Annotated in this window: 22 protein-coding genes; 10 read left to right on the forward strand and 12 right to left on the reverse strand. The window is 38.6% G+C overall.

The genetic code is table 11. From position 1 onward, the window contains the following. Positions 1–73: 73 nt before the first annotated feature. Both rpsO and pheT read right to left on the reverse strand, forming a co-directional pair. Positions 74–343, reverse strand: a complete 270-nt coding sequence (gene rpsO / locus Q4D72_RS05600; RefSeq protein ID WP_303076624.1) for a 30S ribosomal protein S15 — start codon at positions 341–343, stop codon at positions 74–76. 96 nt (positions 344–439) lie between these two features. Then, positions 440–2,872, reverse strand: a complete 2,433-nt coding sequence (pheT, locus tag Q4D72_RS05605) for a phenylalanine--tRNA ligase subunit beta (protein WP_303076625.1) — start codon at positions 2,870–2,872, stop codon at positions 440–442. 625 nt (positions 2,873–3,497) lie between these two features. Between pheT and Q4D72_RS05610 the strand changes: the two genes are divergently transcribed. The 3 genes from Q4D72_RS05610 (at position 3,498) to Q4D72_RS05620 (ending at position 7,404) form a co-directional block, all read left to right on the forward strand. Next, positions 3,498–4,394: a mechanosensitive ion channel family protein gene (locus Q4D72_RS05610; protein WP_303076626.1), complete on the forward strand. Its 897-nt coding sequence runs from the start codon at positions 3,498–3,500 to the stop codon at positions 4,392–4,394. A gap of 519 nt (positions 4,395–4,913) precedes the next feature. Then, the gene (locus tag Q4D72_RS05615) at positions 4,914–6,320 is read left to right on the forward strand and encodes a DUF389 domain-containing protein (RefSeq protein ID WP_303076628.1); all 1,407 of its coding nucleotides are present in this window, start codon (positions 4,914–4,916) and stop codon (positions 6,318–6,320) included. Positions 6,321–6,609: 289 nt separating this feature from the next. Further along, on the forward strand, positions 6,610–7,404 hold the full coding sequence (locus tag Q4D72_RS05620; protein ID WP_303076629.1) for a DUF6261 family protein: 795 nt from the start codon (positions 6,610–6,612) through the stop codon (positions 7,402–7,404). A 50-nt stretch (positions 7,405–7,454) separates the two neighbouring features. On the opposite strand, the gene murI is transcribed toward Q4D72_RS05620, so the two are convergent. The 10 genes from murI to Q4D72_RS05670 all read right to left on the reverse strand — a co-directional run bounded on the left by murI (position 7,455) and on the right by Q4D72_RS05670 (position 19,347). Then, a complete protein-coding gene (murI, locus tag Q4D72_RS05625) occupies positions 7,455–8,243 on the reverse strand; it encodes a glutamate racemase (protein ID WP_303076631.1) in 789 nt (262 codons plus the stop codon). 67 nt (positions 8,244–8,310) lie between these two features. Continuing rightward, positions 8,311–8,844 carry an OmpH family outer membrane protein gene (locus tag Q4D72_RS05630; RefSeq protein ID WP_303076632.1) on the reverse strand — a complete coding sequence of 178 codons (534 nt, stop codon included), beginning with the start codon at positions 8,842–8,844 and terminating at the stop codon, positions 8,311–8,313. Between the two features lie 36 nt (positions 8,845–8,880). Further along, positions 8,881–9,762: an OmpH family outer membrane protein gene (locus Q4D72_RS05635; protein WP_303076633.1), complete on the reverse strand. Its 882-nt coding sequence runs from the start codon at positions 9,760–9,762 to the stop codon at positions 8,881–8,883. Positions 9,763–9,822: 60 nt separating this feature from the next. Further along, positions 9,823–12,357: an outer membrane protein assembly factor gene (locus Q4D72_RS05640; RefSeq protein WP_303076634.1), complete on the reverse strand. Its 2,535-nt coding sequence runs from the start codon at positions 12,355–12,357 to the stop codon at positions 9,823–9,825. Between the two features lie 4 nt (positions 12,358–12,361). Beyond that, on the reverse strand, positions 12,362–13,087 hold the full coding sequence (locus tag Q4D72_RS05645) for an isoprenyl transferase (RefSeq protein ID WP_303076635.1): 726 nt from the start codon (positions 13,085–13,087) through the stop codon (positions 12,362–12,364). A 10-nt stretch (positions 13,088–13,097) separates the two neighbouring features. After that, on the reverse strand, positions 13,098–13,790 hold the full coding sequence (locus Q4D72_RS05650) for a DUF6089 family protein (RefSeq protein WP_303076637.1): 693 nt from the start codon (positions 13,788–13,790) through the stop codon (positions 13,098–13,100). Between the two features lie 316 nt (positions 13,791–14,106). Next, positions 14,107–15,300 carry an ADP-forming succinate--CoA ligase subunit beta gene (sucC, locus tag Q4D72_RS05655; RefSeq protein ID WP_303076639.1) on the reverse strand — a complete coding sequence of 398 codons (1,194 nt, stop codon included), beginning with the start codon at positions 15,298–15,300 and terminating at the stop codon, positions 14,107–14,109. 175 nt (positions 15,301–15,475) lie between these two features. Next, on the reverse strand, positions 15,476–16,585 hold the full coding sequence (gene dinB / locus Q4D72_RS05660; protein WP_303076640.1) for a DNA polymerase IV: 1,110 nt from the start codon (positions 16,583–16,585) through the stop codon (positions 15,476–15,478). 77 nt (positions 16,586–16,662) lie between these two features. Further along, positions 16,663–18,009 carry a pitrilysin family protein gene (locus tag Q4D72_RS05665; RefSeq protein ID WP_303076642.1) on the reverse strand — a complete coding sequence of 449 codons (1,347 nt, stop codon included), beginning with the start codon at positions 18,007–18,009 and terminating at the stop codon, positions 16,663–16,665. A 63-nt stretch (positions 18,010–18,072) separates the two neighbouring features. Then, positions 18,073–19,347 (reverse strand): pitrilysin family protein, encoded by a 1,275-nt coding sequence (locus Q4D72_RS05670; protein WP_303076644.1) that lies wholly within the window; start codon positions 19,345–19,347, stop codon positions 18,073–18,075. 199 nt (positions 19,348–19,546) lie between these two features. Here Q4D72_RS05670 and Q4D72_RS05675 point away from each other — a divergent pair, with 199 nt between their 5' ends. From Q4D72_RS05675 to Q4D72_RS05705, 7 genes are all read left to right on the forward strand, one after another. Continuing rightward, positions 19,547–20,152, forward strand: coding sequence for a TetR/AcrR family transcriptional regulator (locus tag Q4D72_RS05675; RefSeq protein ID WP_303076646.1), 606 nt, complete (start codon positions 19,547–19,549; stop codon positions 20,150–20,152). Further along, the gene (locus Q4D72_RS05680) at positions 20,149–21,483 is read left to right on the forward strand and encodes a TolC family protein (RefSeq protein ID WP_303076647.1); all 1,335 of its coding nucleotides are present in this window, start codon (positions 20,149–20,151) and stop codon (positions 21,481–21,483) included. The genes Q4D72_RS05675 and Q4D72_RS05680 overlap by 4 nt, the downstream gene beginning before the upstream one ends. Positions 21,484–21,610: 127 nt before the next feature. Then, positions 21,611–22,669 (forward strand): efflux RND transporter periplasmic adaptor subunit, encoded by a 1,059-nt coding sequence (locus Q4D72_RS05685; RefSeq protein WP_303076648.1) that lies wholly within the window; start codon positions 21,611–21,613, stop codon positions 22,667–22,669. A 65-nt stretch (positions 22,670–22,734) separates the two neighbouring features. Then, the gene (locus Q4D72_RS05690) at positions 22,735–23,706 is read left to right on the forward strand and encodes a phospholipase A (RefSeq protein ID WP_303076649.1); all 972 of its coding nucleotides are present in this window, start codon (positions 22,735–22,737) and stop codon (positions 23,704–23,706) included. Positions 23,707–23,713: 7 nt separating this feature from the next. Next, positions 23,714–24,040 (forward strand): multidrug efflux SMR transporter, encoded by a 327-nt coding sequence (locus tag Q4D72_RS05695; protein ID WP_303076650.1) that lies wholly within the window; start codon positions 23,714–23,716, stop codon positions 24,038–24,040. A gap of 287 nt (positions 24,041–24,327) precedes the next feature. Next, a complete protein-coding gene (locus Q4D72_RS05700) occupies positions 24,328–25,023 on the forward strand; it encodes a metal-dependent hydrolase (protein WP_303076652.1) in 696 nt (231 codons plus the stop codon). Between the two features lie 453 nt (positions 25,024–25,476). Continuing rightward, positions 25,477–26,157 carry a hypothetical protein gene (locus Q4D72_RS05705; RefSeq protein WP_303076654.1) on the forward strand — a complete coding sequence of 227 codons (681 nt, stop codon included), beginning with the start codon at positions 25,477–25,479 and terminating at the stop codon, positions 26,155–26,157. Positions 26,158–26,185: the final 28 nt, after the last annotated feature.

Here is a 26,185-nt window from a genome sequence, read left to right on the forward strand (position 1 = left end):
TTTTAATTCTAAAATATTAAACTTAAAAATTTTATTGCTAAGATGTAAAAAAGAGGCATAAAGCCCCTCTTTTTTATTTTCGAATGCCTAATTCTTTGATGATGGCACGATATCTTTCGATGTCGTTTTTCTTCAAATAATCAAGCAAACTTCTGCGTTTACCTACCAATTTCACCAATGAACGCTCTGTGTTGAAATCTTTACGATTCACTTTCAAGTGCTGCGTTAAGTGGTTAATTCTGTGAGTAAAAAGAGCGATTTGCCCTTCTGCTGAACCTGTGTTGGTCTCTGAACCTGCGTACTTTTTGAAAATTTCCGCTTTTACTTCTTTTGTTAAATACATTCCAATATTATTTAAATGATTATTATGTACTGATTTTGAAAGCGCAAAGGTATGCAAAAAAAATTTATTTCCAAATTTATGCGTATTTTTTATTTCTTAATCTCGCAAAACAGCACCTAATTTTTCTTCAAATTTCCGTAATAAATGCTGCATTGATTTATCTATCTGATTATCCGTCAAAGTTTTAGATTCATCTTGAAGCGTAAAACTTACCGCATAACTTTTTTTGCCTTCGGGGAGATTTTTCCCTTGATAAACATCAAACAAACCTACATTTTTCAAGATTTTCTTCTCCGTTTCAAAGGCCAATTTATAAATAGCATCAAAAGTTACTTTCTCATCAAGCAAAAGAGCCAAATCACGACGAACTTCGGGGAATTTTGAAATTTCTTTATAGGTAATTTTGTGATTTTTCACATTTTCAAGCACCGTATCCCAACAAATATCAGCGAATAAAACCTCTTGTTTAATGCCAAAATCTTTCAACACCTTACCTTTAACAACACCAAGCGTTCCTAAGAACGTATCATTCAAAAACCACTGAAACCCTTCTTGAATAAATGAAAACCCATCACTTAAAGATTTGATTGTTATATCATTAAGTCCCAAACGTTCAAAAATGACTTCTAGATATCCTTTCAGCAAAAAGAAATCGGTTTTTTGAGAAGACACATTCCAATTTTCAGCAAACTGATTTCCGGTTAAGTACACCATTAAATGCTTATTTTCAATACGTTCGCCATTTCTGAAATGATAACTTTTTCCGAACTCAAATAGCTTTAAATCAGTGCGTTTTCGATTGATATTGTATTCAATAACTTCCAAGCCTGAAAACAATAAATTTGTACGCATATGGCTCAAATCACTACTAAGCGGATTGAGAATTTGTACCGCCTCGCCTACTTCTTTTTCATAACTTGTAATAATTTTTTCAGAAACAAGACTGTTGGTCATTACCTCATAAAAACCTTGTCCAATAAGCTGATTAGCAACTACATTTTGCACATTATGGTCGTCGTATTTTGACGAGTGAAACATCGAAGCGTTGATTTTTTCAGAAAAACCGATGTTATTATAGCCATAAATACGTAAAATTTCCTCAATCACGTCTGCTTCTCTCTGAACATCAACACGATAAGACGGAATCAAAAGCCCCAAGCCTCTTTCTGTTACCGAAGTTACTTTTATGTCCAAAGAATGCAATATGTTTTTAATTGCCTCGCTGGAAATCACTTGTCCCACCACTTTGTTTACTTTGTCAAAAGTTAGGAAAACTTGAAAATCCTCCTGTTTTTTCGGATATAAATCCACAATATCGGAAGAAATCACCCCTCCGGCTATGTTTTCTATCAAAATTGCGGCATACATCAAGGCATATTTCACATCATTGATATTAATCCCTCGCTCAAAACGAAATGAAGCATCAGTACTGATTCCGTGTCGTTTAGCTGTTTTTCGAATGGCAACGGGATTAAAATAAGCACTTTCCAGAAAAATAGTTCGGGTACTTGTTGTTACGCCCGAATTTATTCCGCCAAGAACCCCCGCAATGCAAAGCGGTTTTTCAGCATCACAAATCACCAAATCTTCGGCGTCAAGGGTGCGTTCAACCCCGTCAAGCGTAGTAATTTTAGTACCTGCCTCGGCGGTTTTCACGATAATTTTCTTTTCCACAATGTGATTAATATCAAAAGCGTGAAGCGGTTGCCCGAGCCCGTGCAACACATAATTCGTAATATCAACCACGTTATTTTTAGGTGTTAAACCAATGGATTTCAGCTTATTTTGCAACCACTTTGGCGATTCGGCAATGTGAACGTTACTAATAGTTACTCCGGCATAGCGCGGCACAAGTTCTTTATTTTTAACCTCTACATCAATTTTTGACAATCGGTTATCAACGTGGAATTTTGTTACGGACGGACTTATCAACTCCAAATTCATTCCCCGTTGCATCAATCCCGCGCGCAAATCACGAGCCACACCGTAATGGCTCATTGCATCAGCACGATTAGGCGTCAAACCTATTTCGAAAATTTCATCGTTTTCCACCTCAAAAATTTCACTACACGGCGTTCCGGGTTCATATTTGGCATCTAATACCATAATGCCGTCGTGCCCCTGCCCTAAGCCTAACTCATCTTCAGCGCAAATCATTCCGTGACTTTCCTCGCCTCTGATTTTTCCTTTTTTAATTTCAAACGGATTTCCCTCTTTATCAAAGAGTTTCGTACCAATAGTAGCCACGGGAACTTTCTGCCCTTTGGCAACATTGGGAGCGCCACAAACAATTTGCAATACGTTTCCGTTGCCGACATCTACCTTGGTGATTTTGAGTCGGTCAGCGTTGGGGTGTTGTTCACATTCCAAAACGTGCCCCACCACGACGCCTTTGAGTCCGCCTTTGATACTTTCAAAACGCTCAACACCTTCAACTTCAAGTCCTAAATCGGTGAGTAATTCGGCTATTTGGTCTGACGGTAAATCAACTTTGATAAATTTTTTAATCCAATTGTATGAAATTTTCATAGTAATTCAAAATCGTTTTTTTGAAGGCACAAAATTACGACTTTCTGCCAAAAGAAAAATAGTTTTAGCACCAAAAATCAAAAAATTAATCAAAAGAAAAGTTCCTTGCACGCAAAAATCACACAACTTACTAAAAATCAAGCAAATCAATTGTATCATTTCGGGTTAATCAAATTAAATGCAATAACAATCTTAGGCGATTTCGCTTCTGTTAAAAAAATCAATAGGCTTCTTTCAAAAATTCGGATTAATTTCGGAGTAATTTCTTTGAAGAATGAATGCAAAAAACCAATTCCATTCTGTCAAAATTATAAAAAAGCACTTTATCACAATAAAACCAAATCCGTGATATACCAAATTGCATTCCTTCTTCCTTATATATAACTCAAAAAATTGTATATTTACTGAAATACAGCTATTTTTCAGTCCCGTTAATTGGTTAATCATTTGCTATCCTGCTTTTATCGAAAAATAAAGTTGTAAGAATACCTGCACGCACCTACTATTCTGCTATTAGAAATATATTTATTGATTAAAAAGCATTATTTTTATCTTTTTATATACATAAATTGCTAAAACTATTGACTTTATCATTTTTTTTTATATCTTTGTCAAAAAATTCTATATGGAAAATGAAATTATAACAGACTTTTTCACCAAAGTCAAGGATATTATGAATTTTGTAGTGTTCGACGTGCAGGGAAGCAACTTTACGCTGCTTACGCTAATCTACTTGATTGTAGCAAGTGTGGCACTTGTTTATATCTCGAAACGCTTTACACGCTTCTTAGAACATAAGTTTTTACTCAACAAAATTACCGAACACGGCACACGCTCGGCAATCGTAACTATCATACGATATCTCATCTTGCTGTTCGGGTTTTTATTTATTTTCAAATCTGCCGGATTTGACCTCGGCGCATTCAGCTGGCTTCTGGGAGCACTGGGCGTGGGTCTGGGTTTTGGTTTGCAGAATATCACAAGTAACTTTATTTCGGGCATTATCATACTTTTTGAACGCCCGATTAAGATTGGCGACCGCATTCAGGTAGGTGATATTTCAGGAGATGTCGTGGCAATATCAATGCGCTCAACTACCATTGTTACCAATGACAATATTTCGGTGATTGTACCTAATTCCCAATTCATAAACGGCAATGTCACCAACTGGTCACATAATGACCGACGCGTAAGGTTCCATTATCCCGTAGCAGTTGCCTATAAAGAAGACCCCGAAAAGGTAAAAAGCATCGTGTTGGAGATTGCCAAAAACCATAATGGAGTGTTACCCGAGCCGGCTCCGGCTTTTTGGTTCGTGGAATACGGAGACAACTCGCTAAACTTCGAGTTAGTAGTGTGGACATCTACCTACATTCAGAAACCCGTGGTACTTAAAAGTGAATTATATTACATAATTTTCAAAGAATTTGCCAAACACGACATCGAGATACCTTTCCCGCAGCGCGACTTGCATATCCGTTCCGGACTACCTACTCTCGAGCGGTTAAAACAGGAAGTTTAGACATTCCAACTTTGTCAAAGTTGCAAACTTTGACAAAGTTACAAAACCAAAAGTTACAAGAATGCAGGAATTCTAACTATTCTAAAAAATAAAAGTTATAAGAGTGTAGTAATTCTGACAATTTAAAACTTAAAACCTTGTCAAAGTTTGCAACTTTGACAAAGTTACAAAACCAAAAGTTACAAGAATGCACGCATTCTGATTATTCTAAAAAATAAAAGTTACAAGAATGCAGGAATTCTTATTATTCTAAAAAATAAAAGTTACAAGATTGTAGGCATTCTTATTATTACAAAAACAAAACTTTGTCAAAGTTTGCAACTTTGATAAAGTTACAAAACCAAAAGTCACAAGAATGCACGCATTCTGATTATTATAAAAAATAAAAGTTACAAGAATGTAGGCATTCTTATTATTACAAAAATAAAACATTGTTAAAGTTTGTAACTTTGACAATGTTCGGAAACAAAAAAGAGTAAAAAATTAGCAATAAACTATATTAATTAAATTTTTAAGTGTATGAATGAAAAAGAGAAACCAATTATTGATGAAAATCCAACTAATCTCTTCACTGAGATAAAAGGCTTTTTTTCTGAACTGATGAATATCCGACACGATACGGATACTTCGGCAACTATTGAAAGTATAAAAGCAGACATTCCGGTTCGCGGACACACTTCGTGGATATTGATGTGTGCCATTTTCATAGCTTCGCTGGGGCTGAATGCCAATTCAACAGCCGTTATCATTGGTGCGATGTTAATTTCGCCCTTGATGGGACCCATTCTTGGTATGGCGCTGTCTTTGGCAATCAATGATGTGGACTTGCTGCGTCGTGCCTTAAAAAATTTCGGTGTGATGGTAGCGCTTAGTGTAACTTCAGCTTTTGTTTTCTTCTGGCTTTTCCCGCTTCGGGATACTTCGTCAGAACTTTTAGCCCGAACTACACCCGATATACGTGATGTGCTTATTGCTTTCTTCGGAGGATTAGCGCTAGTTATTGCGCGCGCAAAACGAGGTACCATCGCTAGCGTGATTTTTGGGGTTGCCATCGCCACGGCATTAATGCCTCCACTCTGTACCGTGGGCTTTTTCCTGGCCGTAGGTAATTGGAAGCTGGCATTCGGGGCACTTTACTTATTCCTTATTAATACGTTCTTCATCGGTCTGGCAACTTTTATTGTTCTGAGAGTCATAAAAGTTCCGATGGTTGTCTATGCCAACTCTTCGAGACGTAAAAAATTCTCACGTCTTGCCTACTTTTTCGCTGCATTAGTTACTGTACCCGCCGGATATACCTTTTATCAGGTGTGGAAAAAGTCGCAATTCACCAATAGCGCCAATACTTTTATTGAGAAAAGTATCCAAACGTATGAATTTAAGGAAGGTAAATTTTTAAAAGATTTATCGAAAGTGGAATATAATGAAGGTAAATCATACATTGAATTGGTATTTTTTGGCGATACTCCCATTTCCGAAGAGATTCAAACACTTTGGAACAACCAAAAAAATGAATATCCGTATTTGAAAAATACCGAATTGCGTATACTCAACGACAGTCGCGAAAAAGACCAGAACCTGTACGTGCAAGAATTGTATAATACCCATAAAGAACAATTGCTATCGAGCCAAAGCCGCATTAAGTTTTTACAAAAAGAATTAGCAACTTTGGGAAGATATAGCAAAAATGCAGATAAATTCCAGAAGATTAGCAAAGAAATTGCCATTAATTACAACAATGTAGTTGCTGTTTCGTTTGCTAATGAGCTACAAAGTAATTTCAAAACGATTGACACCGTGCCAATCTTCCGACTTCAATGGAAAAAAGATACCAAGCCTGAACAGAAGAAAGAGGATTCTGAAAAAATAACCAAGTGGCTTCGTGAACGTTTAGATACTAAAAAAGTTATTGTCAAAGAAGAATAATAATTTTTAGTATTTTTGAGAATAAAACTTTGTCAAAGCTTAGAGCTTTGACAAAGTTATAAAACAAAAAGTTACAAGAATGCATAAGTTCTGATTATTACAAAAATAAAAAGTTACAAGAATACATAAGTTCTGATTATTACAAAAATAAAAAGTTACAAGAATGCAAACACTCTGGAAACTTTACATTCAAAACTTTATCAAAGTTTACAACTTTGACAAAGTTACAAAAAATAAATCTATCAAACGGATTTCATTAAAATAGTATTAATAATAAAATTGTAAGATTATGAGTACAATATTAGACATTTCAATTCCCAATTTTGCCAAATTGAACAATGACGAGTACACTCAATTTTTAAAAGGTGTCGTAAAGTTAGTAAGCACGGCTTCTACAGAAAAATTAGCTGTGAAAGAGGAGTTATTCAAAGGGATTCAGGCACAAATAGAGTTGCTTACCGAGGCGTCGCGACAAAGCCGAGCAAGCCAAGAAACCGAATCGCTCAGCAAGATTGATAAAGAACGAAGTCAGGCATTATCATATTTGATTTCGTCTTTTAAACTTGAAAGAAAAAATCCCATAGCATCGAAGCAAGAAGCCGCTTTGGCACTCCACAAAGAGTTTAAAAGCTATACAGGCACTCACAATTTGCCTATGCGACAAAAGTCGCAAGCCATCGATGCGCTTCTTAAAGATTTGGATAAGCCCGAATTCTCAAAGCATATCCGTACTTTGGGGCTTGCGCAAGTGGTAGCTTCGCTCAATGAAACCAATCTTAAATATGAAGAAGTTGCCGAAATGCGCGCCGACAATCAATCATCGGCACCCATCATTAAGGTAAAAGAGGTCAGGAAAGAAGCTCAAGAAAATTTTAAAGAGTTGCTTCGGTTCGCTTTTTCAAATAATGTTATCAATCCATCGGAAGAGAGCACCACATTTATGCGTTTGTTAAACAAATTAGTGCTTGACACGATGAAGGCTTACAAACAACGAAGAGCGCATCTGTCAGCCACGAAAACGGAAAAGAATTCCGAAACTGAAAAAGACTCTGTTAGCGAGCAAAACAGTACTTCCGGTATGTAATAAAATAGCTTCCTGCTTGCATTACACCTATTAAAAAAAGGTGGAAAGCCTCAAATGCTTTCCACCTTTATATTTTCACATTCCGGAGCAAACTGCCTCAGCACGGCAGGGTTACCATTGGCATACCAAATATGCCGTGGCGACTGCTGATTAGTATTCTCCAAATTATTTTGTTGCAAGATATTGCGCGTTTGCCTTGCTACGGCGTAGCCCGAATCAATGACTTTAATCGTTCGGGGTATTATTTTTTGTATTTGTGGCAATAAATACGGATAGTGGGTACATCCCAGCACCAGATGGTCAATGTTAGCCTCCACCATTGGTATTAAATATTTTTGCAATAGGCGGAACATTTGCTCGCTGTGTATCTTTCCGTCTTCGATAAGCTCGACTAAGCCCTCTCCTATTTGCTCCACTAGTTCGATTCCATTGCTTTTAGCCACGCTACCACTTGTTTTAAGGAATAACTCACTCGAAAGCGTGCCTTTCGTTGCCAACACGCCCACTTTTTTGGTAACGCTTTGCAATGCTGCGGGCTTTATGGCAGGCTCAATACCTATAAAGGGTACGTTATACTTACTTCGCAAATGCGAAATGGCATTGGTTGTGCCTGTGTTACAAGCTACCACAATAATTTTAACGCCTTTTTCAAGCAAGAAATCCGTATTTTTTTCGCAAAGCTCAATGATTTGCTGCTTGCTCTTCCCTCCGTACGGTGCGTTTTTGTTATCTGCCAAAAATACGGTATTTTCGTGAGGCATTAACGCCACGATTTCCTTCCAGATGGTTGTTCCGCCAACACCGGAATCGAATAATCCTATGGGTTTATCATTTATCATAGTGCAAAAATAAAAAAGTGTTCGCAAAAACGAACACTTTCTCAATTAAAAAAATGAATTATTATGATTAAAATCCTAATTCTTTTTTCACGGCGCTGTATAAATCAGTACCTTTGGCAACAATCACACCCGAACCATTGCTTGAATCAAGCACGTATTGAATTCCTTGTGCGTTGGCAACCTTTTCAACGGCAGCTCTTACTTTTTTAAGGATTGGCTCAATCAATTCTTGTTGTTTTTTTTGAATGTTTTGAAAAGCTGTTTCTCTGGCTTGACGGATATTGTTTTCCATTGTTTGGATTTCTTCCGACTTTTTCATAAACTCAGCTTCGCGGGCTTTCAATTGGGCTTCTGTTAGTGATGCAGCTTCATTTTGATACGTACGCGCTTTGGTTTCAAGTTCTTTTAATGACGCCTGAATATCAGCAGTGTAACTTTGTTCCAATTTTTTCAATTGAGCTTCAGCCGATTTTCTTTCGGGCATTTCTTCCAAAAGTTTTTGAGTATCAATGTGTGCTATTTTACTTTGCGCAGTAGCCATTGATGTAGCTCCAAAAATAAGAGCTAATGCAACCATAATTGTTCTAATGTTTCTCATCATCTGTTTGTTTATAAATATTAATGTTAGTACTCTAAATTATTTGTTTTTCTCTTGTTTTTCTTCTTGTTGTTTTTGCAAACGTTCAGCTCTTTCTTTTTCACGCTTGGCTTGCAATTCAACTCTTTCCTTTTCTCGCTTGGCTTGCAACTCGGCTCTTTCTTTTTCACGTTTGGCTTGCAATTCAGCCTTTTCTTTTTCGCGTAATGCTTTTAATTCGGCTTGTTTGCGTTGGTTTTCTTCCAATCGTTTTTGGCGTTCCTCCTCATATTGGGCTTTTCGGGTAGCTCTTTCTTTTTCAGCCTCTTGACGTTGTTTAACGCGTTCTTCAACAAACTCAAAATCATAACTTTCTTTGAGAAGCTCGCTTATTTCCTTATTTCGGTCGGTTGCATTATCCTTCCGTTTTAGGATACGAAGCACCACATTGCTCAAATTATGCTGATTGTTTGAAAAGAGCATTGAAACTTCACTTTTTTCAAAAATCATATCGTATTTGCGGAGCTTCCCGATTTCCTGAACGATGTTAAACACCTGGTCTTGAATAGGTTTTGCCAACATAAACTTCTGAACGATGTACTCCCCGTTTTCAGCACCAAACTTTTGCTCTTTGTAAGCATTCAGATTATGTTCAAGCAAATCGATTTCTTGCTGTTTATCCTTTATAAGTTCGGGTGTGAGCAAGGGTTTCTCGGCTTCGAGCTTATCTTTTTCGGTTTGGATTTGATTTTGGCGTTTTTCAATTTCGGTTTGCCAAGTAGCGACTTGTAATGCAAATTGCTGATTCGCTACGTTATACTCTTCCAAATTGGCAAGGATAAAATCCATATCAACATAACCAATTTTTGTACCTTTTTGGGCAAAAGAAACACTTGTTACCAAAAGTAACAATACAATTACGATGTGTTTTTGTTTTTCCATAACCAAAAATAATTTAGTTTATCTCACCCGATATTTACCATAGAAAATATCGTGCCAAAGTTAGAATTGCTGACCAAAAATAAAGTGTGTCTGCCAACCACTTTTAACATTTGAGTTTAAAGGCTTGTCAAATCCATAACCGAAATCAATACCCAACATACCGAATTGCGGCATAAACAAACGCAGACCTAAACCTGCTGAACGTTTGAGTTGGAAGGGATTAAAGTTTGAAAATCCGTTATATGTATTTCCGGCTTCGGCAAAAGCCAACCCGTAAATTGAAGCCATCGGTTTGAGCGTGATGGGATAACGCAACTCCAACGAAAATTTGTTGAATATATTTTCACCATCATTGGTTGAGAGCGAATAATTGGCATATCCGCGCATTTGAATATTGTCACGCCCATCCATTGAATAATAGCCTAAACCGTCGCCTCCCATAAAGAATCGCTCAAAAGGAACGATGCCTCTGTCTGCGTTATAAGCCCCCAAATATCCGAAATCTGTTCCGAACTTCAATACCAATTTGTCATACACGTTGGTAAACCAAGTTCCTGAAAATTTAATCTTATAGAATTCCAACCAGTGAAAACGTTGTCTGTCAATTTCGGCCACTCGTGCGGCATCATTATCAGCTACTGCTTTCTCTCTTTCTACTGTTAATGAAGCGTAATCAATATTGTTAAGCAACGAATAAGGCGGTGTTAATTTGGCACTGATTGAGAAATTGCTCCCCGACATTGGGAAAATCGGATTCGGACCACTTGAATTTCTTGACAATGTCAAATTATAAGCCAATGAATTGGAACTTCCTTCACTAAATGTAAACAACCCTAACGAATAATTTCGCAAATCATAGTGTTGGTAGCTAACCGCGTGCGAAATTTGGAAATAATCATCCGGAACGCGCAAACGTTTTGCCAAACCTACTGTTGCCCCCGTGATATACACTCGTTTGTTTTTATCAACATCGTAGCTTCGGTAGTCATAACCGAACTGTTCCGTGCGGTTAAACGAAATGGAAAACTGCACAGGCTGTTTGCCTCCCATCCAAGGTTCAACGAATGAAAATCCGTATGTTCTATAATATCTACTTGCTTGCAAATTAAGCGATAATGTTTGTCCGTCACCCATAGGAAGCGGCGTATAGGCTTTTCGGTTGAATATATTTCTGATTGAAAAGTTATTAAACATCAGTGCCAAAGTCCCGATGAACGAACCACCACCGTACCCTCCTTGTAACTGCACTTGGCTGGCTCCTGTTTCGGTTATGTTGTACTCAATATCAACGGTTCCGGCATTGGGGTCGGCATTTTTGAATTGCGGGTCAATATTCTGTGCATCAAATAATTGCAACTGACCCAATTCACGAACGGTACGCACCACGGCATCTTTGTTGTACAAATAACCGGGACGAGTACGTAACTCCCTATAAATCACGTGGTCATTAGTTCGCTCGTTTCCAACCACCGAAATTTGGTTAAAATAAGCCGGTTTTCCTTCAATTACACGAATCTCAAAATTAATCGTATCATTTACTACCGAAGTTTCAACCGGATGCAGTTGAGAGAACAAATAACCACTATTTTGATACAAACTCGAAATATCCTCAGCATCAGGCTTTTGGTCTTGAATTCGTTTCTTTAAAAGAACCCCGTTATAAACATCACCTTTTTTGATACCTAAGACTTGATGCAAAACGCGGTCATTATACACCGAATTCCCTAAAAAGCGGATATCACCAAAGTAATAACGGTCGCCCTCTTCCAAAGCGATGTTCAAACTCACATTTCCGTTGGGCTCATACACAAGCGTATCTTTTACAACACGCGCATCACGATATCCGTTTTCTTTATAAAAATCAATAAGCGACACCAAATCTTCATTATAATCTTTCGCTACATATTTTGAACGTTTCCAAAAGCGACCGAATGTTTTTTGTTTGGTGTTTTTGAGTTTGCCACGAAGCTTGGAGTCAGGATATTTTTGGTTTCCTTCAAAAGTAATCTGATCAACTTTTACCTTGCTGCCTTTATCAATATGCACAAGCATCTGCACGCCATTGGCATCGGTGGTATCTACCTTAGTATCAATAGTTACTTTTGTATTTAAGTATCCTTCTTTACGATACTTATTAATTATGTAATTTTTTGTATTGGCAATAAAACTTTCATTAACTTTGGTACCTTTTTTAATTTCGGCATCTTTGGCTATTGCCTCTGCTTTTTTCTCGCGTATACCGGTTATTTTCCACTCAACCAGCGAAGGAATTTCTTTGATGGCAAGCTCTAAAAATGCTTTATCTCCCTCGGTTCGTTGGATATAAATATTTATGTCACTGAACAATTTGTAGCCCCAAAGTTTGTGAATAATCCCGCTGAATTTTTCACCCGGTATGATGATTTCATCTCCTACTTTCAAGCCCGAAGTTGTTAAAATGGTTTGTGCATTATAGCGTTTTGCTCCGGTTACTTCAATGCCACCGATAACATATTTTTTTCCGTTTTCAAGCTGTAATCTTTCTTCTTGTTCTTGTGCGTTTACAATTCCCGTCACAGCAGCCAATGCTATGAGTATATATTTTTTTAATGACATACGCTTATTTAAGTTGTTCACTTGTTTTTCCAAATCTTCTTTCTCTTTTTTGATAACTTAATATCGCTTCATTCAAATGATTTTTTGTAAAATCAGGCCAAAGCACTTCGGCAAAATAAAGTTCCGCATAGGCAATTTGCCATAGTAAAAAATTACTGATGCGATACTCGCCACTGGTTCGGATAAGCAAATCCACATCGGGCAAATCGTGTGTGTAAAGATACGTATTTATAACTGATTCATCAATATTTTCCAACGAAACAAGGTTATTTTTCACATCAGAAGCGATATTTTTCACCGCCGTAAGTAACTCTTCACGAGCGCCATACCCCAAAGCAAGGGTAAGTGTTGTGCCTGTGTTATTTTTTAATTTTTCAATTGTTGCTAAAAGTGTTTCTTTGGTTTTTTTAGGAAAATGATCCAAACGCCCGATGGTGTTTAAACGTATGTTGTTTTGGTTTAACGAATCGGTTTCTTTCTTTAAGAACTTGACCAAAAGCTCCATCAAAGCGCTGACTTCCACTTTGGGGCGATTCCAATTTTCAGTTGAAAAGGCATAAAGTGTCAGATAATCAATTTGATGTTCCACACAATATTCCACGGTTTGCCTAACGGCATTCATAGCATTTTCGTGTCCGAAAATGCGCATCATTCCCTGTTTTTTTGCCCAACGCCCATTACCGTCCATAATAACAGCAAGGTGCTTGGGGTAATTTATCATCGTTTCCATTGTTTTAATCCTAATCGCAATAACACGGTTTTCGCCCGAACGTGTAGGTCAAGGTAAGCCCCGAAAAGGTGTAAAAATCATTGGTGTTTATGTTACCGAATGACGGCGCTCCACCCGAAGGATTGCTTCCGTCCAAATTATTAGAAAAGGTAAAACGCGTACCAATTTCGGCAGCCACCACAAAATAAACACTTATCTTGGCTTTGATGCCCAACACCACCGGAATTGCCCAAATACCGTTACGGCGAAACGTTTTTTGAGCTTCTTGCGGATGCGTTGTTAAATTTTCAAAATACAAATCATCGTGCTCAATGTATGAAATTCCCGTGAATAAATAAGGTGTTATAGGACGATCAAGCGGGCGGTGCATATTGAATTTAAAGAAGTTATACTCCGCTCCCAAACTTGCTTCCACAAGCCTGTTTGTGAAAGAAAAACCTCTGTCTACTTTCCCTTGAACATCTGATTGTGAGTCTCTTCCACTCAAATCAGTTCCCGTAACTTGCAAACGCATCGAAGCCCTATCGTGGAAATTCCATTTGTATATTCCGCCGATAGCCAATTTGTTAGGAAAAACGTAAAACGTTCTGCCTACATCACTTATAGGGTTACTCCCGCCCAAAAAAACGCCAATTTCGTGCGCTTGGGCAGCCACCATCTGCATCCCGAAAAGGGTTACTATGAAATATAAAAATCTACACATTACAATAACGACAAAGTGCAAATATATAAGTTTTATGCAAAACAGCCTTTATTTTTTTGACAATAATTTTTTATTTAACGATTTTATACCAATTAAGAAATGGAAACCAAACAACAAATCGCTTTAAAACACAATGATTATCAACCAAATATAAAAAACAATCGCATTTTTAAGTAATTTTACTTTTTATTATTTTTAACAGTCAATTTAATCTGATTTTTTAGCGACTAACCATTTTCTTTGTCCGAAATAACATACAAAAGGACGAGGTTTCCCTCATCCTTCTGTTCATTAATCCCTTAAAACTATATAAAGCCTAGCTCAGAACTTCCTTTACTTTATCGGCTGCTTCTTGGAATAAAATCGCTGAATGAACCGCCAATCCTGAATTATCGATGATTTCTTTGGCAATTTCAGCATTAGTTCCTTGCAAACGCACGATGATTGGCACGTTAATTTCGCCTCCCATATTTTTGTAAGCATCAACAATACCTTGTGCCACACGGTCACAACGCACAATTCCACCAAAAATGTTCACCAAAATGGCTTTCACTTTGGGGTCTTTTAAAATGATGCGGAAAGCCGTTTCTACACGTTTGGCATCAGCCGTTCCACCCACGTCCAAGAAGTTTGCCGGCGAACCGCCTGCTTGTTTAATCAAGTCCATCGTAGCCATTGCAAGTCCAGCTCCGTTTACCATACAGCCTACGTTTCCGTCCAACGCTACATAATTGAGTCCCACCGCTTTGGCTTCTACCTCAATGGGATTTTCTTCACGCAAATCGCGTAGTTCCATATAATCTTTATGACGATACAATGCGTTGTCGTCGAGCATTACCTTGGCGTCAACGGCTAAAATTTTATTATCAGAGGTTTTCAACACCGGATTGATTTCAAACAAACTTGAATCAGAAGACACGTAAGCGTTGTAAAGTGCCGTTACGAACTTCACCATTTCTTTATGAGCATCGCCCGAAAGCCCTAAATTAAAGGCAATTTGACGCGCTTGAAAAGGCAACAGTCCCACCGCAGGGTCAATTTCTTCCGTAAAAATCAAATGTGGCGTTTCTTCGGCAACGGTTTCGATATCCATTCCGCCTTCGGTTGAATACATAATCATATTTTTCCCTTTGGAACGGTCTAACAAAACGGACATATAAAACTCCTCAGGTTTGCTCTCCCCCGGATAGTAAACATCTTCTGCGATAAGCACTTGATGTACCTTTTTGCCTTCGGGTGGCGTTTGCGGGGTAACCAAATTCATTCCGATGATTTGCGCTGCCAACGGCTCAACCTCTTGCAAACCTTTGGCTAATTTTACGCCTCCGCCTTTTCCGCGACCACCGGCGTGAATTTGAGCCTTAACAACATACCACTGCGTACCTGTTTCGGCAGTGAGTTGTTGAGCGGCTTCAACCGCTTCTTTTGGAGTTTGGGCTACGATTCCGCGTTGCACACGCACGCCAAAACTTGAAAGTATTTCTTTTCCCTGGTATTCGTGTAAATTCATTTCTTAAAAATTATAATCCTGATTGACAAATGTAAGAAAGTATTTTGACATTCTAAAATTATTTGAAATAAAAATTATCTTTTTTTTATCAATAACCTAACTTACAAGCAATTAAAACAAAAAATTTAACATTTCAAAATTCTAAAAAACGATTGATTTAGAGCTAATTTCCATTTTAAGGAAACGGAATTTCCAGCTGAATATACTGAGGTTGGGCATTTTTGGTTTGGGTTGTTTGATTATTGAAATTAGAAAGCGTAATGCCCAACAAACGAACGGAATTCTGCAAAGGCTGTTGATACAATAAGATTCTGACATTTTCAATAATCGTCTCAAAATCATCAATATAACTCATCAGGGTTTTACTGCGTGTATGCACCGAAAAATCACTGTACTTTATTTTTAGGGTTACGGTTTTGCCCGCCACTTTTTGTTTTTGCATTCGTTGGCTCAATTCGTGAGCAATGCGGATAAGTTTTTCTTCAACCTGAATTTCACCGACGATATTTTTTAAAAACGTATGCTCCGTACCAAGCGATTTCGGGATACGAATCGGATTTACCTCACTTAAATGAATACCGCGTGCCAACCGATAAAAATACAATCCACTATTACCAAAGTTAGTTTGCAGAAAATCAAGCGTTTTATTGCGTAAATCTTTTCCGGTAAAAATGCCTTTTTGGTACATTTTTTGGGCGGTAACTTTACCGATTCCGTAAAATTTTTTAACATCTAATGCATCTAAAAACGGCTGAACTTCATCAATAGTAACGGTTTTTTGTCCGTTGGGTTTATTGTAATCGCTGGCAATTTTGGCAATAAATTTGTTGATGGAAATCCCGGCGGAAGCGGTCAGTCCCAGTTCATTAAAAATTCGGGAACGAATTTCCTGCGCAATTAAAGTTGCCGACTGCGCATTTTTTTTGTTGTTCGTTACGTCCAAATAGGCTTCATCTAATGAAAGAGGCTCTACCAAATCGGTGTACTGATAAAATATTGCCCGAATTTGCTTTGAAATTTCTCTATATCGCTCAAAACGAGGCTTTATGAATATCAATTCGGGACACAATTGCTTGGCACGAAACCCGCTCATCGCGCTTCTAACACCAAATTTTCGAGCCTGATAACTTGCCGCACACACCACACCACGCTGCTCACCACCACCCACAGCAATTGCTTTTCCTTGATACTGAGGAAAATCCAATTGTTCAACCGATGCAAAAAAAGCATCCATATCCAAATGTATTATCTTCCGAATGGGAAAATCATAAACCGAAACCTCCATAAGACACACATTTTCAGCATATTAAAACAATTCACAAAATTAAGAAAACAACCTATAAAGCACTAAAATTCAACAACTTAAATCAGGTTGGCGAATTTATCAAAACAAACAACAGGAATGTTTTTCCCTTGAAAAGTTAAAGCGGTTAGCGTTGGCAAAATTTCGCTTCCTTTACCGACAACAACAAATCGTAACTTATTTATTTTAAAATATTTATGCGCCACACGGAGAATATCTTCTTTTGTTACCGCATTGATATTGGCAATATATGTTTTGTAAAAATCATCGGGTAAGTTTCTGGTTTTGATGTTAATAGCATAACGCGCCGTTGTTTGCGGATTTTCGGCTGCCCGTATGAAACTGCCTAAATAATTCGCTTTGGCTTGTGCGATGTGCGCATCGGAAACGGCTTCGGTGCGGATTCGATGTATTTCACTTAAAATCTGTGTAATAGCCTCACCAACAACACTACTTCTGACCTTGGTGGAAATTCCAAAAGTGCCTTTTGTCCATTTATTCGGATTAAAAAACGAATTCGCCCCGTAAGTAAATCCGTTTTTTTCACGCAAATTCATATTAATATAGCTACCAAAACCACCCCCCAAAATGTAATTGGCAACCAACATCGGGAAATAATCCGGATTTGCCATTGTAAGTTCAATCAAATTATCAACCCGGATTTCAGCCTGTGAAGCATTGGGCAAATCAACAAAATTGATTTGCGTAAAAGCAACATCATCGGGTTCAATCCATTTTTTCTCAAAAGACGGCGCCGGCTTCCAAGCAGAAAAATAATTGTTTATCAACAATTTAACCTCATCTACTTGAACATCACCCGAAACCACCATATAGGCATTGGTTGGTGAAAAATAACGGCTGTAAAACGATTGCACATCGGTCAGGGTAATCCTATTAATGGTATGTTCGGTCGGATACTCTCCGTAAGGATGTTTTTTGCCATAAATCAATGTGTTACGCACACGAGACGAAATCGTAGCTGCGCTGTTTTCACCTGATTTAATGCTTTGTAATAATTTGGCTTTTTCCTTATCTAATTCATTTTGAGTAAAATTGGGGTGCAACACGGCATCAGCGAGCAACTCCAAAACACGCGGAAAATAGTTAGACAGGCAAGTCGCAAAACCTCCGTCAATCGAAAAGGAAATCCGTGCCGCCAAAAAATCAATTTCTTCGTTAAAATCATCTTTTGAAATGGTTGCCGTTCCGCTTCCCAACAAAGCAGAAATAAGGTCAGAAACGCCTGTTTTATCGGTTTCCATAAAAGGCGGTTCATCAATATAAAGGCTTACCGACACTCTCGGAAACTTCTGATTTTCAACAACAAGCACCGTCATTCCATTAGAAAGTTTGTACTGAACGGGCGTTTTTAAATCAATCACGGGCATTTTGCCTGAACGTGGCATTTCAGAACGATTTAGCTGATTTTCTATCATAAAACACTACTAATAAACAAGTTACATTAATTTCTACAATTTTGAATCTTCGGGCAAATAATCAAGTTCCAAACGTTTGTTTTTGTCCAAATACTGCCTCGCCACACGCTGAATATCCTGACGAGTAACCGCTCGGTATATATCTATTTTCCTATTAATCAAACTTGTATCTTTATAAAACGTATAATAATTGGCTAACGAAAGGGCAATGCCTTCCATATTTGAATTGGCACTTACAAAACGGCTTTCAATCTGATTTTTAAGTTTTTCAAATTCGCGTTCTGAAATCAAATCATTTTGGAGTTTTTCAATTTCGGTATCCATCGCATTTCCAATGGTTTGTATTGAAATTCCTTCCATCGGAAGCGCCCCCATAATGTAAGTTCCGTAATCTTCCTGTGAATCGGAAAAAGCCAAAACTTGAAGAGCCAGTTTTTCTTCATCAACCATTTTTTTGTACAAACGTGAACTTTTCCCGGTTGTTAATAGACTGGAAATCAAATCCAACACATAGGCATCTTTATCGGTCATTGCCGGCGTTCGATAGGCGTATATCTTCACGGGAATCTGAATATTAGCATCATATTCAGTTACTTGAATGGCTTGAACGATGGGGTCTTCAACGATTGGGGTTCGGGTAATTTTCGCACCCGTGTTGGGAATGGTTGCAAAATAAGCATCAATCCATTTTTTTGCCTGCTCGTTCTCAAAATCACCGGCAACGACCAACACAGCGTTATTCGGATTGTAAAATTTCTTTTTAAAGGCGATAAATTCCTCCAATTTTGCGGAATCCAAATGCTCAATTTGCCCGATAACCGCCTCAGCATACGGGTGTTTTTTAAATAAATGCGGATTAATCCCTGTTCGATATATAATTTTTCCGTACGGGGCATTGTCAATTCGCTGATTTTTTTCTTCCTTCACAACAGCATTTTGCGTTTGCACACCAATTTCATTTATCACAGGATGCAGCAATCGCTCCGACTCCATCCAAAGTGCTAATTCTAAATTATTTGACGGAAAAACTTCATAATAATAGGTTTTGTCTTGCGTTGTGAAGGCATTGTTGATTCCGCCATTTGACGAAACGATATCGAACCACTTACCGCGCTCAATGTGCTTGGTTCCTTCAAAAAGCAAATGCTCAAAAAAATGGGCAAATCCGGTGCGGTTACGAGCTTCGTCTTTCGCCCCAACGTGATACATAACCCCCACAGCCACAACAGGTACCGACCTGTCTTGATGCAAAATAACGTGAAGCCCGTTGGCTAAATCATATTCCTGAAAAATAATATCTCGTGCCATAATTAAAATTCTGATACTTAAAAAATTGCAGAAAATATTTTCAATTTTCCGTTAAAAAAACAGACAAAAATACTTTTTTATTTCAGAAAAACAAGTAACTATTTTTTAAAAGCTGAAAAAAATAATCGAAAAAACTTAGGAAACTTTTTTTTTTTTTTGAGTTTCCTTTTATATCTTTGCCCCGAAAAAATTTAAAAAGATGAAGCAACAAATCATTGAAAAAGCTACGGAAGACTTCTTACAATATGGTTTTAAATCTTTTACGATGGACGACCTTGCTCAAAAAATGGGAATGTCAAAAAAAACACTTTATGAATATTACGCCTCAAAAAACGATTTGGTTGAAGCCTGTGTGGAGTATGTCTTGGTTGATTTTGAACAAAAATGTTATTTAAAAGGCAAAGGAAATGTTATTGAAAATTTATTTGAAATGCAAAAAAATTTCATTGAAGCCTATAAAATCACCAGTAACCGACCGCTTTGGGAGCTAAAAAAATACTACCCGAAACTATATGAAAAAGTAGAAAATCGTTTTCGGGTTATTGACGACAAACACATCGAAGAATTGGTAAGCAAAGGATTGGAAGAGAAGCTCTTTCGTGAAAATATTGATTTAAAATTCGTTAAACATTTCTTCCACGCAATGATGAAAATGAAAGAAGATCCTAAATTTTATCCCGAAACCGAATTTTCATTCTGGCAAGTAGTAGAAAAACAAGCCGAATATCTTATTCGAATTTTAGCCAATGAAAATGGAATCAAACAATTAGAAACAATTTTATCAAAAAAAACAAACAACAAATGAAACGAATAATTTTAAGTATTTTTGGACTTATCGCAATGGCTTCAAATGCGCAACAAGCTCAGCGTCTGCCCCTTAAAGAAGCCATAAATTACGCCTTACAACACAAAGCCGAAGCCGAAAAAGCCCGATTAAACGTTGAAAAAAGCAACTATCAAATTCAGGAAGTGCGCGCCAATGCCCTGCCCAATGTTGCCGTTACCGGCGGACTGATTTACAACCCGAAATTGCAAGCCACCTATGTGGACGGTAGTACCTTCGGAGCTCCGGGCGTACTGAAATTGGAGTTGGGACAAAAATGGACATCACAAGCCAACGCCCAACTAACGCAATTGCTTTTTAATCAGACTGTTTTCATTGGTTTGAAAGCGGCTCGCACCACGCGTGAGTTTTATCAATTAAACCAAGAGCTTACTGAAAATCAAATCATTGAAAAAGTAGCTTCAAGCTATTATCAAGTGTATCAGGCACAAAAAACACTTGAAAATATTGAAAATAACTTGGTTTTAACACAAAAAACGGTAAAAATTATTGAGGAATTGTACAAATCCGGATTGGCAAAAAAAATTGATCTGGACAGAGCCTTAGTTTCCGTAAATAATTTAAAATCAGCGCAACAACAAGGAAAAAATGGCTTACAACTTGCCAAAAATGCCCTGAAATTTATGATTGGAATGCCCATTGAGCAAGAAATTTCATTACCCGACGAAGCCTTCGAACCGAATTACAACTTGGCGTTTGAAAAAGAAAACGCCACACAGCGCATTGAAATTCAAACACTTGAAAAACAAAGAAGTTTGCTTGAAATCAATGTGAAAACCAAACGCTCGGCTTACTATCCGTCGCTGGTTTTGGTGGGAAATTACGGCTGGTTGGGAATGGGACCCAAAAACCCGCTCTTTTTCGGAGAAAAAGACAAAGTTTACTGGTCTGACTTTTCATCTATCGGACTGAATGTCAGCATCCCCGTGTTCTCAGGATTCGGAACGCGTGCCAAAGTAAAGCAAGCCCAAATTGAACTCCAACAATTGGAAGCCGACCTGAAAGATACCCGATTAGCAATGGATTTGGCATACGAAAACGCGCGTAATCAAATCACAAATAGCCTCTTAACCATTGAAACACAAAAAGAAAACGCTAAACTTGCCGAAGAAGTACTCACTAACACGCAAAACAACTACGCACAAGGGCTGGCAACGCTCACCGATTTGCTTGATGCCGAACGTTCTCTTGCCGATGCCAAAAACAACTATACAAATGCCGTTTTACAATACAAATTAGCTGAAATTGAAATGCTTAAAGCCCAAGGAAAATTAAAAACCATCGGTGATTAGGCAGTGAAAACCGTCGTTTTTGGCGTGCTTTCCGTTACCATATTGAAAAAGACAGAAATCATTTAAAGAAAAACAACAATCATTTACAAATAAAACAATTAGAATACAATTTAACAATTAAAGAAAGATGAAAAAGATAATAACAAGCATCATTGTCATAGCAACTATCGGGTTTGTAGCCTATAAACTCTATTCCAACAAAGAAAAAAACGCCCAAGAAGTAGCCATCGTTGCCCAAAAGAACGCACAAGTGGTTGTACGGGTGCAATCCGTTAGTAAAGAAAGCGTAGCCAACCTATTTACCGCCAACGGAATGTTTGCTGCCCAGCAAGATTTGAATGTCGCTGCCGAAATGGGCGGACAGATAGTAAAAATTTACGTCAAAGAAGGTGATTTTGTCAAAGCCGGACAGGCACTCGCTCATATTAAAGCCGATCGCGTGAATGTGGGGCTCGAACAAGCCAAAGCCGTTCTTGACAATGCCCAAAACGAAGTAAAACGTTTTGAAAATGCCTACCAAACCGGCGGTGTTACCCAACAACAATTGGAGCAAGTGCGCCTACAACTAAAAAATGCACAAGCCAATTACAATTCGGCGCAAATTAGTTCGGGGGATACTTCGGTGCGGTCAAAAATCAGTGGTATCATAAGCAGCAAATTCGTTGAGGAAGGCAGTTTTGTTGGGGCGGGAACAACCCTTTTCAATGTGGTGAACATCGAAACCTTAAAGTTACAAGTAACCGTTGATGAGAATCAAGTATCGTACATCAAGGTAGGCGAAACAGCCCAAGTGATGCCAAGCGTGGGCGGCAATTCGGTTGAGGGGAAGGTAACTTTCGTAGCCCCGAAGTCCAACGGAGCGTTAAAGTTCCCTGTGGAAATCACCGTACCGAATAAAGACAAAGCATTAAAAGCCGGAATGTACGCCCGAGCGCAATTTTCTTCACAAAACGAAGCAAGTTCGGCACAAACACTGATTGTTCCGCGTACGGCTTTCGTGGGAAGCGTTAGTCAAAATAAAATTTTTAAATTCGTAAACGGCAGAGCACAACTTATCGCCGTTAAAAGCGGACGAAACTTCGGAGAAAAAGTAGAAATTCTGGAAGGTCTTGCACAAGGCGACCAAGTAATCGTCAGCGGACAAATAAACCTTGAAGACGGAACCCCCGTAAAGGTCTTAAACTAAAAAGAATTCCGTAATAGTAAAATATATTCGGTAAAAAACACGACTTATAAAAACAATAAACACGGATGTATAGCCATATGCACAATCGAAAATACATCACCGCCTTTTTATGGCTTTTCGGGCTGCTTATTTTTCTTCCGAAGGCAAATGCACAAGAAGAAAAACCCGAAACATTACAGGAATTGGCAATAATAGACAGCCTCCCGCCCGTTACAAAACAGGGGCGGCTGGGCAAAACCCTTTCCGAAATGTTTGAAATTGGCGAAAGCGACCAACTAGGCATCTTCCGACCGACATCTTACAAGCCAATGTATGTAATTCCGTTGCGATGGACGGATAACTTTAACCGACAACCGGACAATTTTAATCCCGAACGCGGCGATCCGCCTTACAGAGCGTATCAAAACATTGAATCCAAGTTTCAAGTGAGTTTGAAGACCAAAGTTTGGCAAGATGTGCTCTGGGGAAAGGGCGACCTCTGGGTAGGTTTCACCCAACAGGCTTATTGGCAGGTGTATAACCAAGAACTTTCGCGTCCGTTTCGTGAGATTAACTACGAACCCGAAGTGATGTACATTATGCCCCTGAATTTATCGATTAAGAACTTCAAGTGGCGAATGGTGGGGCTCTCGCTCAACCATCAGTCCAACGGGAAAGAGCAATTGTACTCTCGGAGTTGGAATCGTATCATCTTGATGACAGCCTATGAGTGGAAGAACTTCATTATGATTGCCAATTTTTGGAAGCGTTTCTCCGAGAAAAGCCAAGATGACGACAATCCGTACATTCAGGACTATGTGGGGCGATGTGAAATCACCACGTATTACAGTTCGGAGCGACATATTTTCAGTTTGCTCCTTCGCAACAACCTCAACTTTGCCAAGAACAGAGGTTTTGCCGAATTTACCTACACCTATCCGTTAAAGGGAGGGCTTCGCGCCTTTGCGCAGCTCTCGTACGGCTACGGGGATTCGCTCATCGAGTACAATCACAAGCAAATGAGCATCGGTATGGGAGTTTCACTATTTGATTTTTAAATAAAGTATGAATTGGATTCTATTAATCACGGCAGGATTGTTTGAAGTAGCCTTTACTTTTTGCTTAGGAAAGGCAAAACATGCCATCGGAACAACAATGTATCTGTGGTATGCGGGGTTTGCCCTTTGCACCTTTATCAGTATGGCACTTTTAATGAAAGCAACGCAGCATTTACCGCTGGGAACTGCCTACGGAGTATGGACAGGCATCGGAGCGGTGGGTACAGCCCTTGTCGGAATCTTTATATTTAACGAACCGGCTACTTTTTGGCGTATTTTCTTTATAACAACACTTATCGGCTCGGTTATAGGACTTAAAATGGTGTCAAACTAAGATAACATACCTGCAACCTTTGTCAAAGTTTCGAACTTTTGCAGAGGGAAACCCAAAACATTCCCCCTACAACCATTCAAAGAGAGAATTTAGACAGAAAGAAACCGAACACCGCAGGGGTGAATTGCTATTCGCCCGACAAGAAACAACAAAATATTCACTACCTTTGTCAAAGTTTGCAACTTTGACAAAGGTAAACCGAAAACAAATAAACTTGCGTAGGGGCGAATTGCTATTCGACCGACAAGAAATAAAAAAAACAATAACAGAATTAAAATTAGATTGCTATGAAAGTAACGTATTTAGGACACGCCTGTGTCAGTATCGAAATGGAAGGGAAACATTTCTTAGTGGACCCGTTTATCTCCGCCAATCCGTTGGCAAAAGGGATCAATATTAAAAACATTAAGGCAGATTATATCCTGCTTACCCACGCGCATCAAGACCATATCCTTGATGCCGAAGCCATTGCCCGCAATACGGGAGCCAAGTTCATCACGAATCCGGAAATAATGGCACATTACCGCGCTTTGGGCTTTGACGGACACGAAATGAACATCGGGGGCTCGCATCGGTTTGAAAATGGGAAAGTAAAGGTCAAAATGATTAAAGCCGAGCATTCATCGTCATTCCCCGACGGCAAATATGGAGGCAATCCTGCCGGTTTTTTAATCGATAATAACGACCTGACCCTCTACATTGCCGGCGATACGGCACTGCATACCGATATGACCATCATTCCGCACCAATATAAAGTGAATCTGGCCATTTTGCCGATAGGAAATAACTACACGATGGGCGTTCGTGACGCACTGACGGCAGCCAAGTTCGTCGATTCATACCATACCTTGGGCGTGCATTACGATACGTTCGATGTGATTCGAATCGACCACGAAGCGGCAAAGCGTAAGTTCGCCGATGCACACCGAAAGCTCCATTTGTTGCCAATCGGGGACAGCATTGACGTAGCTTCGCTCCGTTAGAATAGATATATCATAGGGGCGAATTGCAATTCGCCCAACAAGAAACAACAAAACGGCCGCAACCTTTGTCAAAGTTTTGAACTTTGACAAAGGTAAACCGAAAATAAATTAATTATGACCAAAAATAAATCAGCCATAACCAACAAGATATCAATTATGACCGATAAGAAATAAATCATAACCGATAAGAATTGGATAATAACCAACAAGACACAAGTTTTCACAGCCAATAAATTGCTTATCGGCAGCAGGAAAACAACAAAAGGCATCAATAAATGGTTTATGACAACAAATAAATGGTTTACGACCACAAATAAATGGAATATGACCGTAAAGAAATGGATAATGACCGGTCAAATATCATTTCTTGGCGGTCAAATGACAAATATCAGTGCCCTTGAAAGACAAATTTAGTACTCAATAAACAAAAATAACATTAAAAACTTTTATAAAATGGAAGAAAATGTAAAAAAAACCGAGAAAAACACAACAAGTAGAGGGAAATATCAATATATTTCCGTCGGGGAATGGATTTCGCGTATGCGACTTGCTTTTTCTAATGCCAAATTGCCAAATATTTTGCCCCGATTGCAAACTATTGGCTATACCGAAGAAAGACTAAACGGCTATTTGGAAAAAGTTGCTGCCTTGGAAGAACTTCATCAGGCGCAGAAGCTCGAATATGCGGTAAAAACTGCCGAAACAGAGAAGGTGGATAAAAAACGCAAGGAGATTAATGAAATCTATATGCGTCATTTGGCTTTCTGTCGCATCTTGTTTAAAAACGATACGTTTGCCGCCAAAACATTGGAGTTTGCAGGCGAAAGAAAAACGGCTTTCAGTGCGTGGTACCAGCAGGTAAGCAATTTCTATGCGCAATTGCTTGCTTCCGAAGTGTTTTTGACGCAGATAAAAACGATTAACATTCAAGAAAATGACCTCAAATCCGTGCAATCACAGCTCGAAACGCTTGTCCTCTTGAAAGAAACCCAAAAAAAGGAAGTAGCCGGAGCCCAAAAAGCGACCGAAATGCGTGACCAAGCCTTCGATGAGCTTCACCCGCTGTACTCGGAGCTTATCGCTTACGCCAAGATTCTTTTCCAAGAAGACAAAGCCTTGAAGCATTGGGCGTGAAAGTGAAACGGTAAGTGTAGGGGCAAAT

The organism is Capnocytophaga sp., from assembly GCF_030532915.1.
Classification (GTDB): Bacteria; Bacteroidota; Bacteroidia; order Flavobacteriales; family Flavobacteriaceae; genus Capnocytophaga.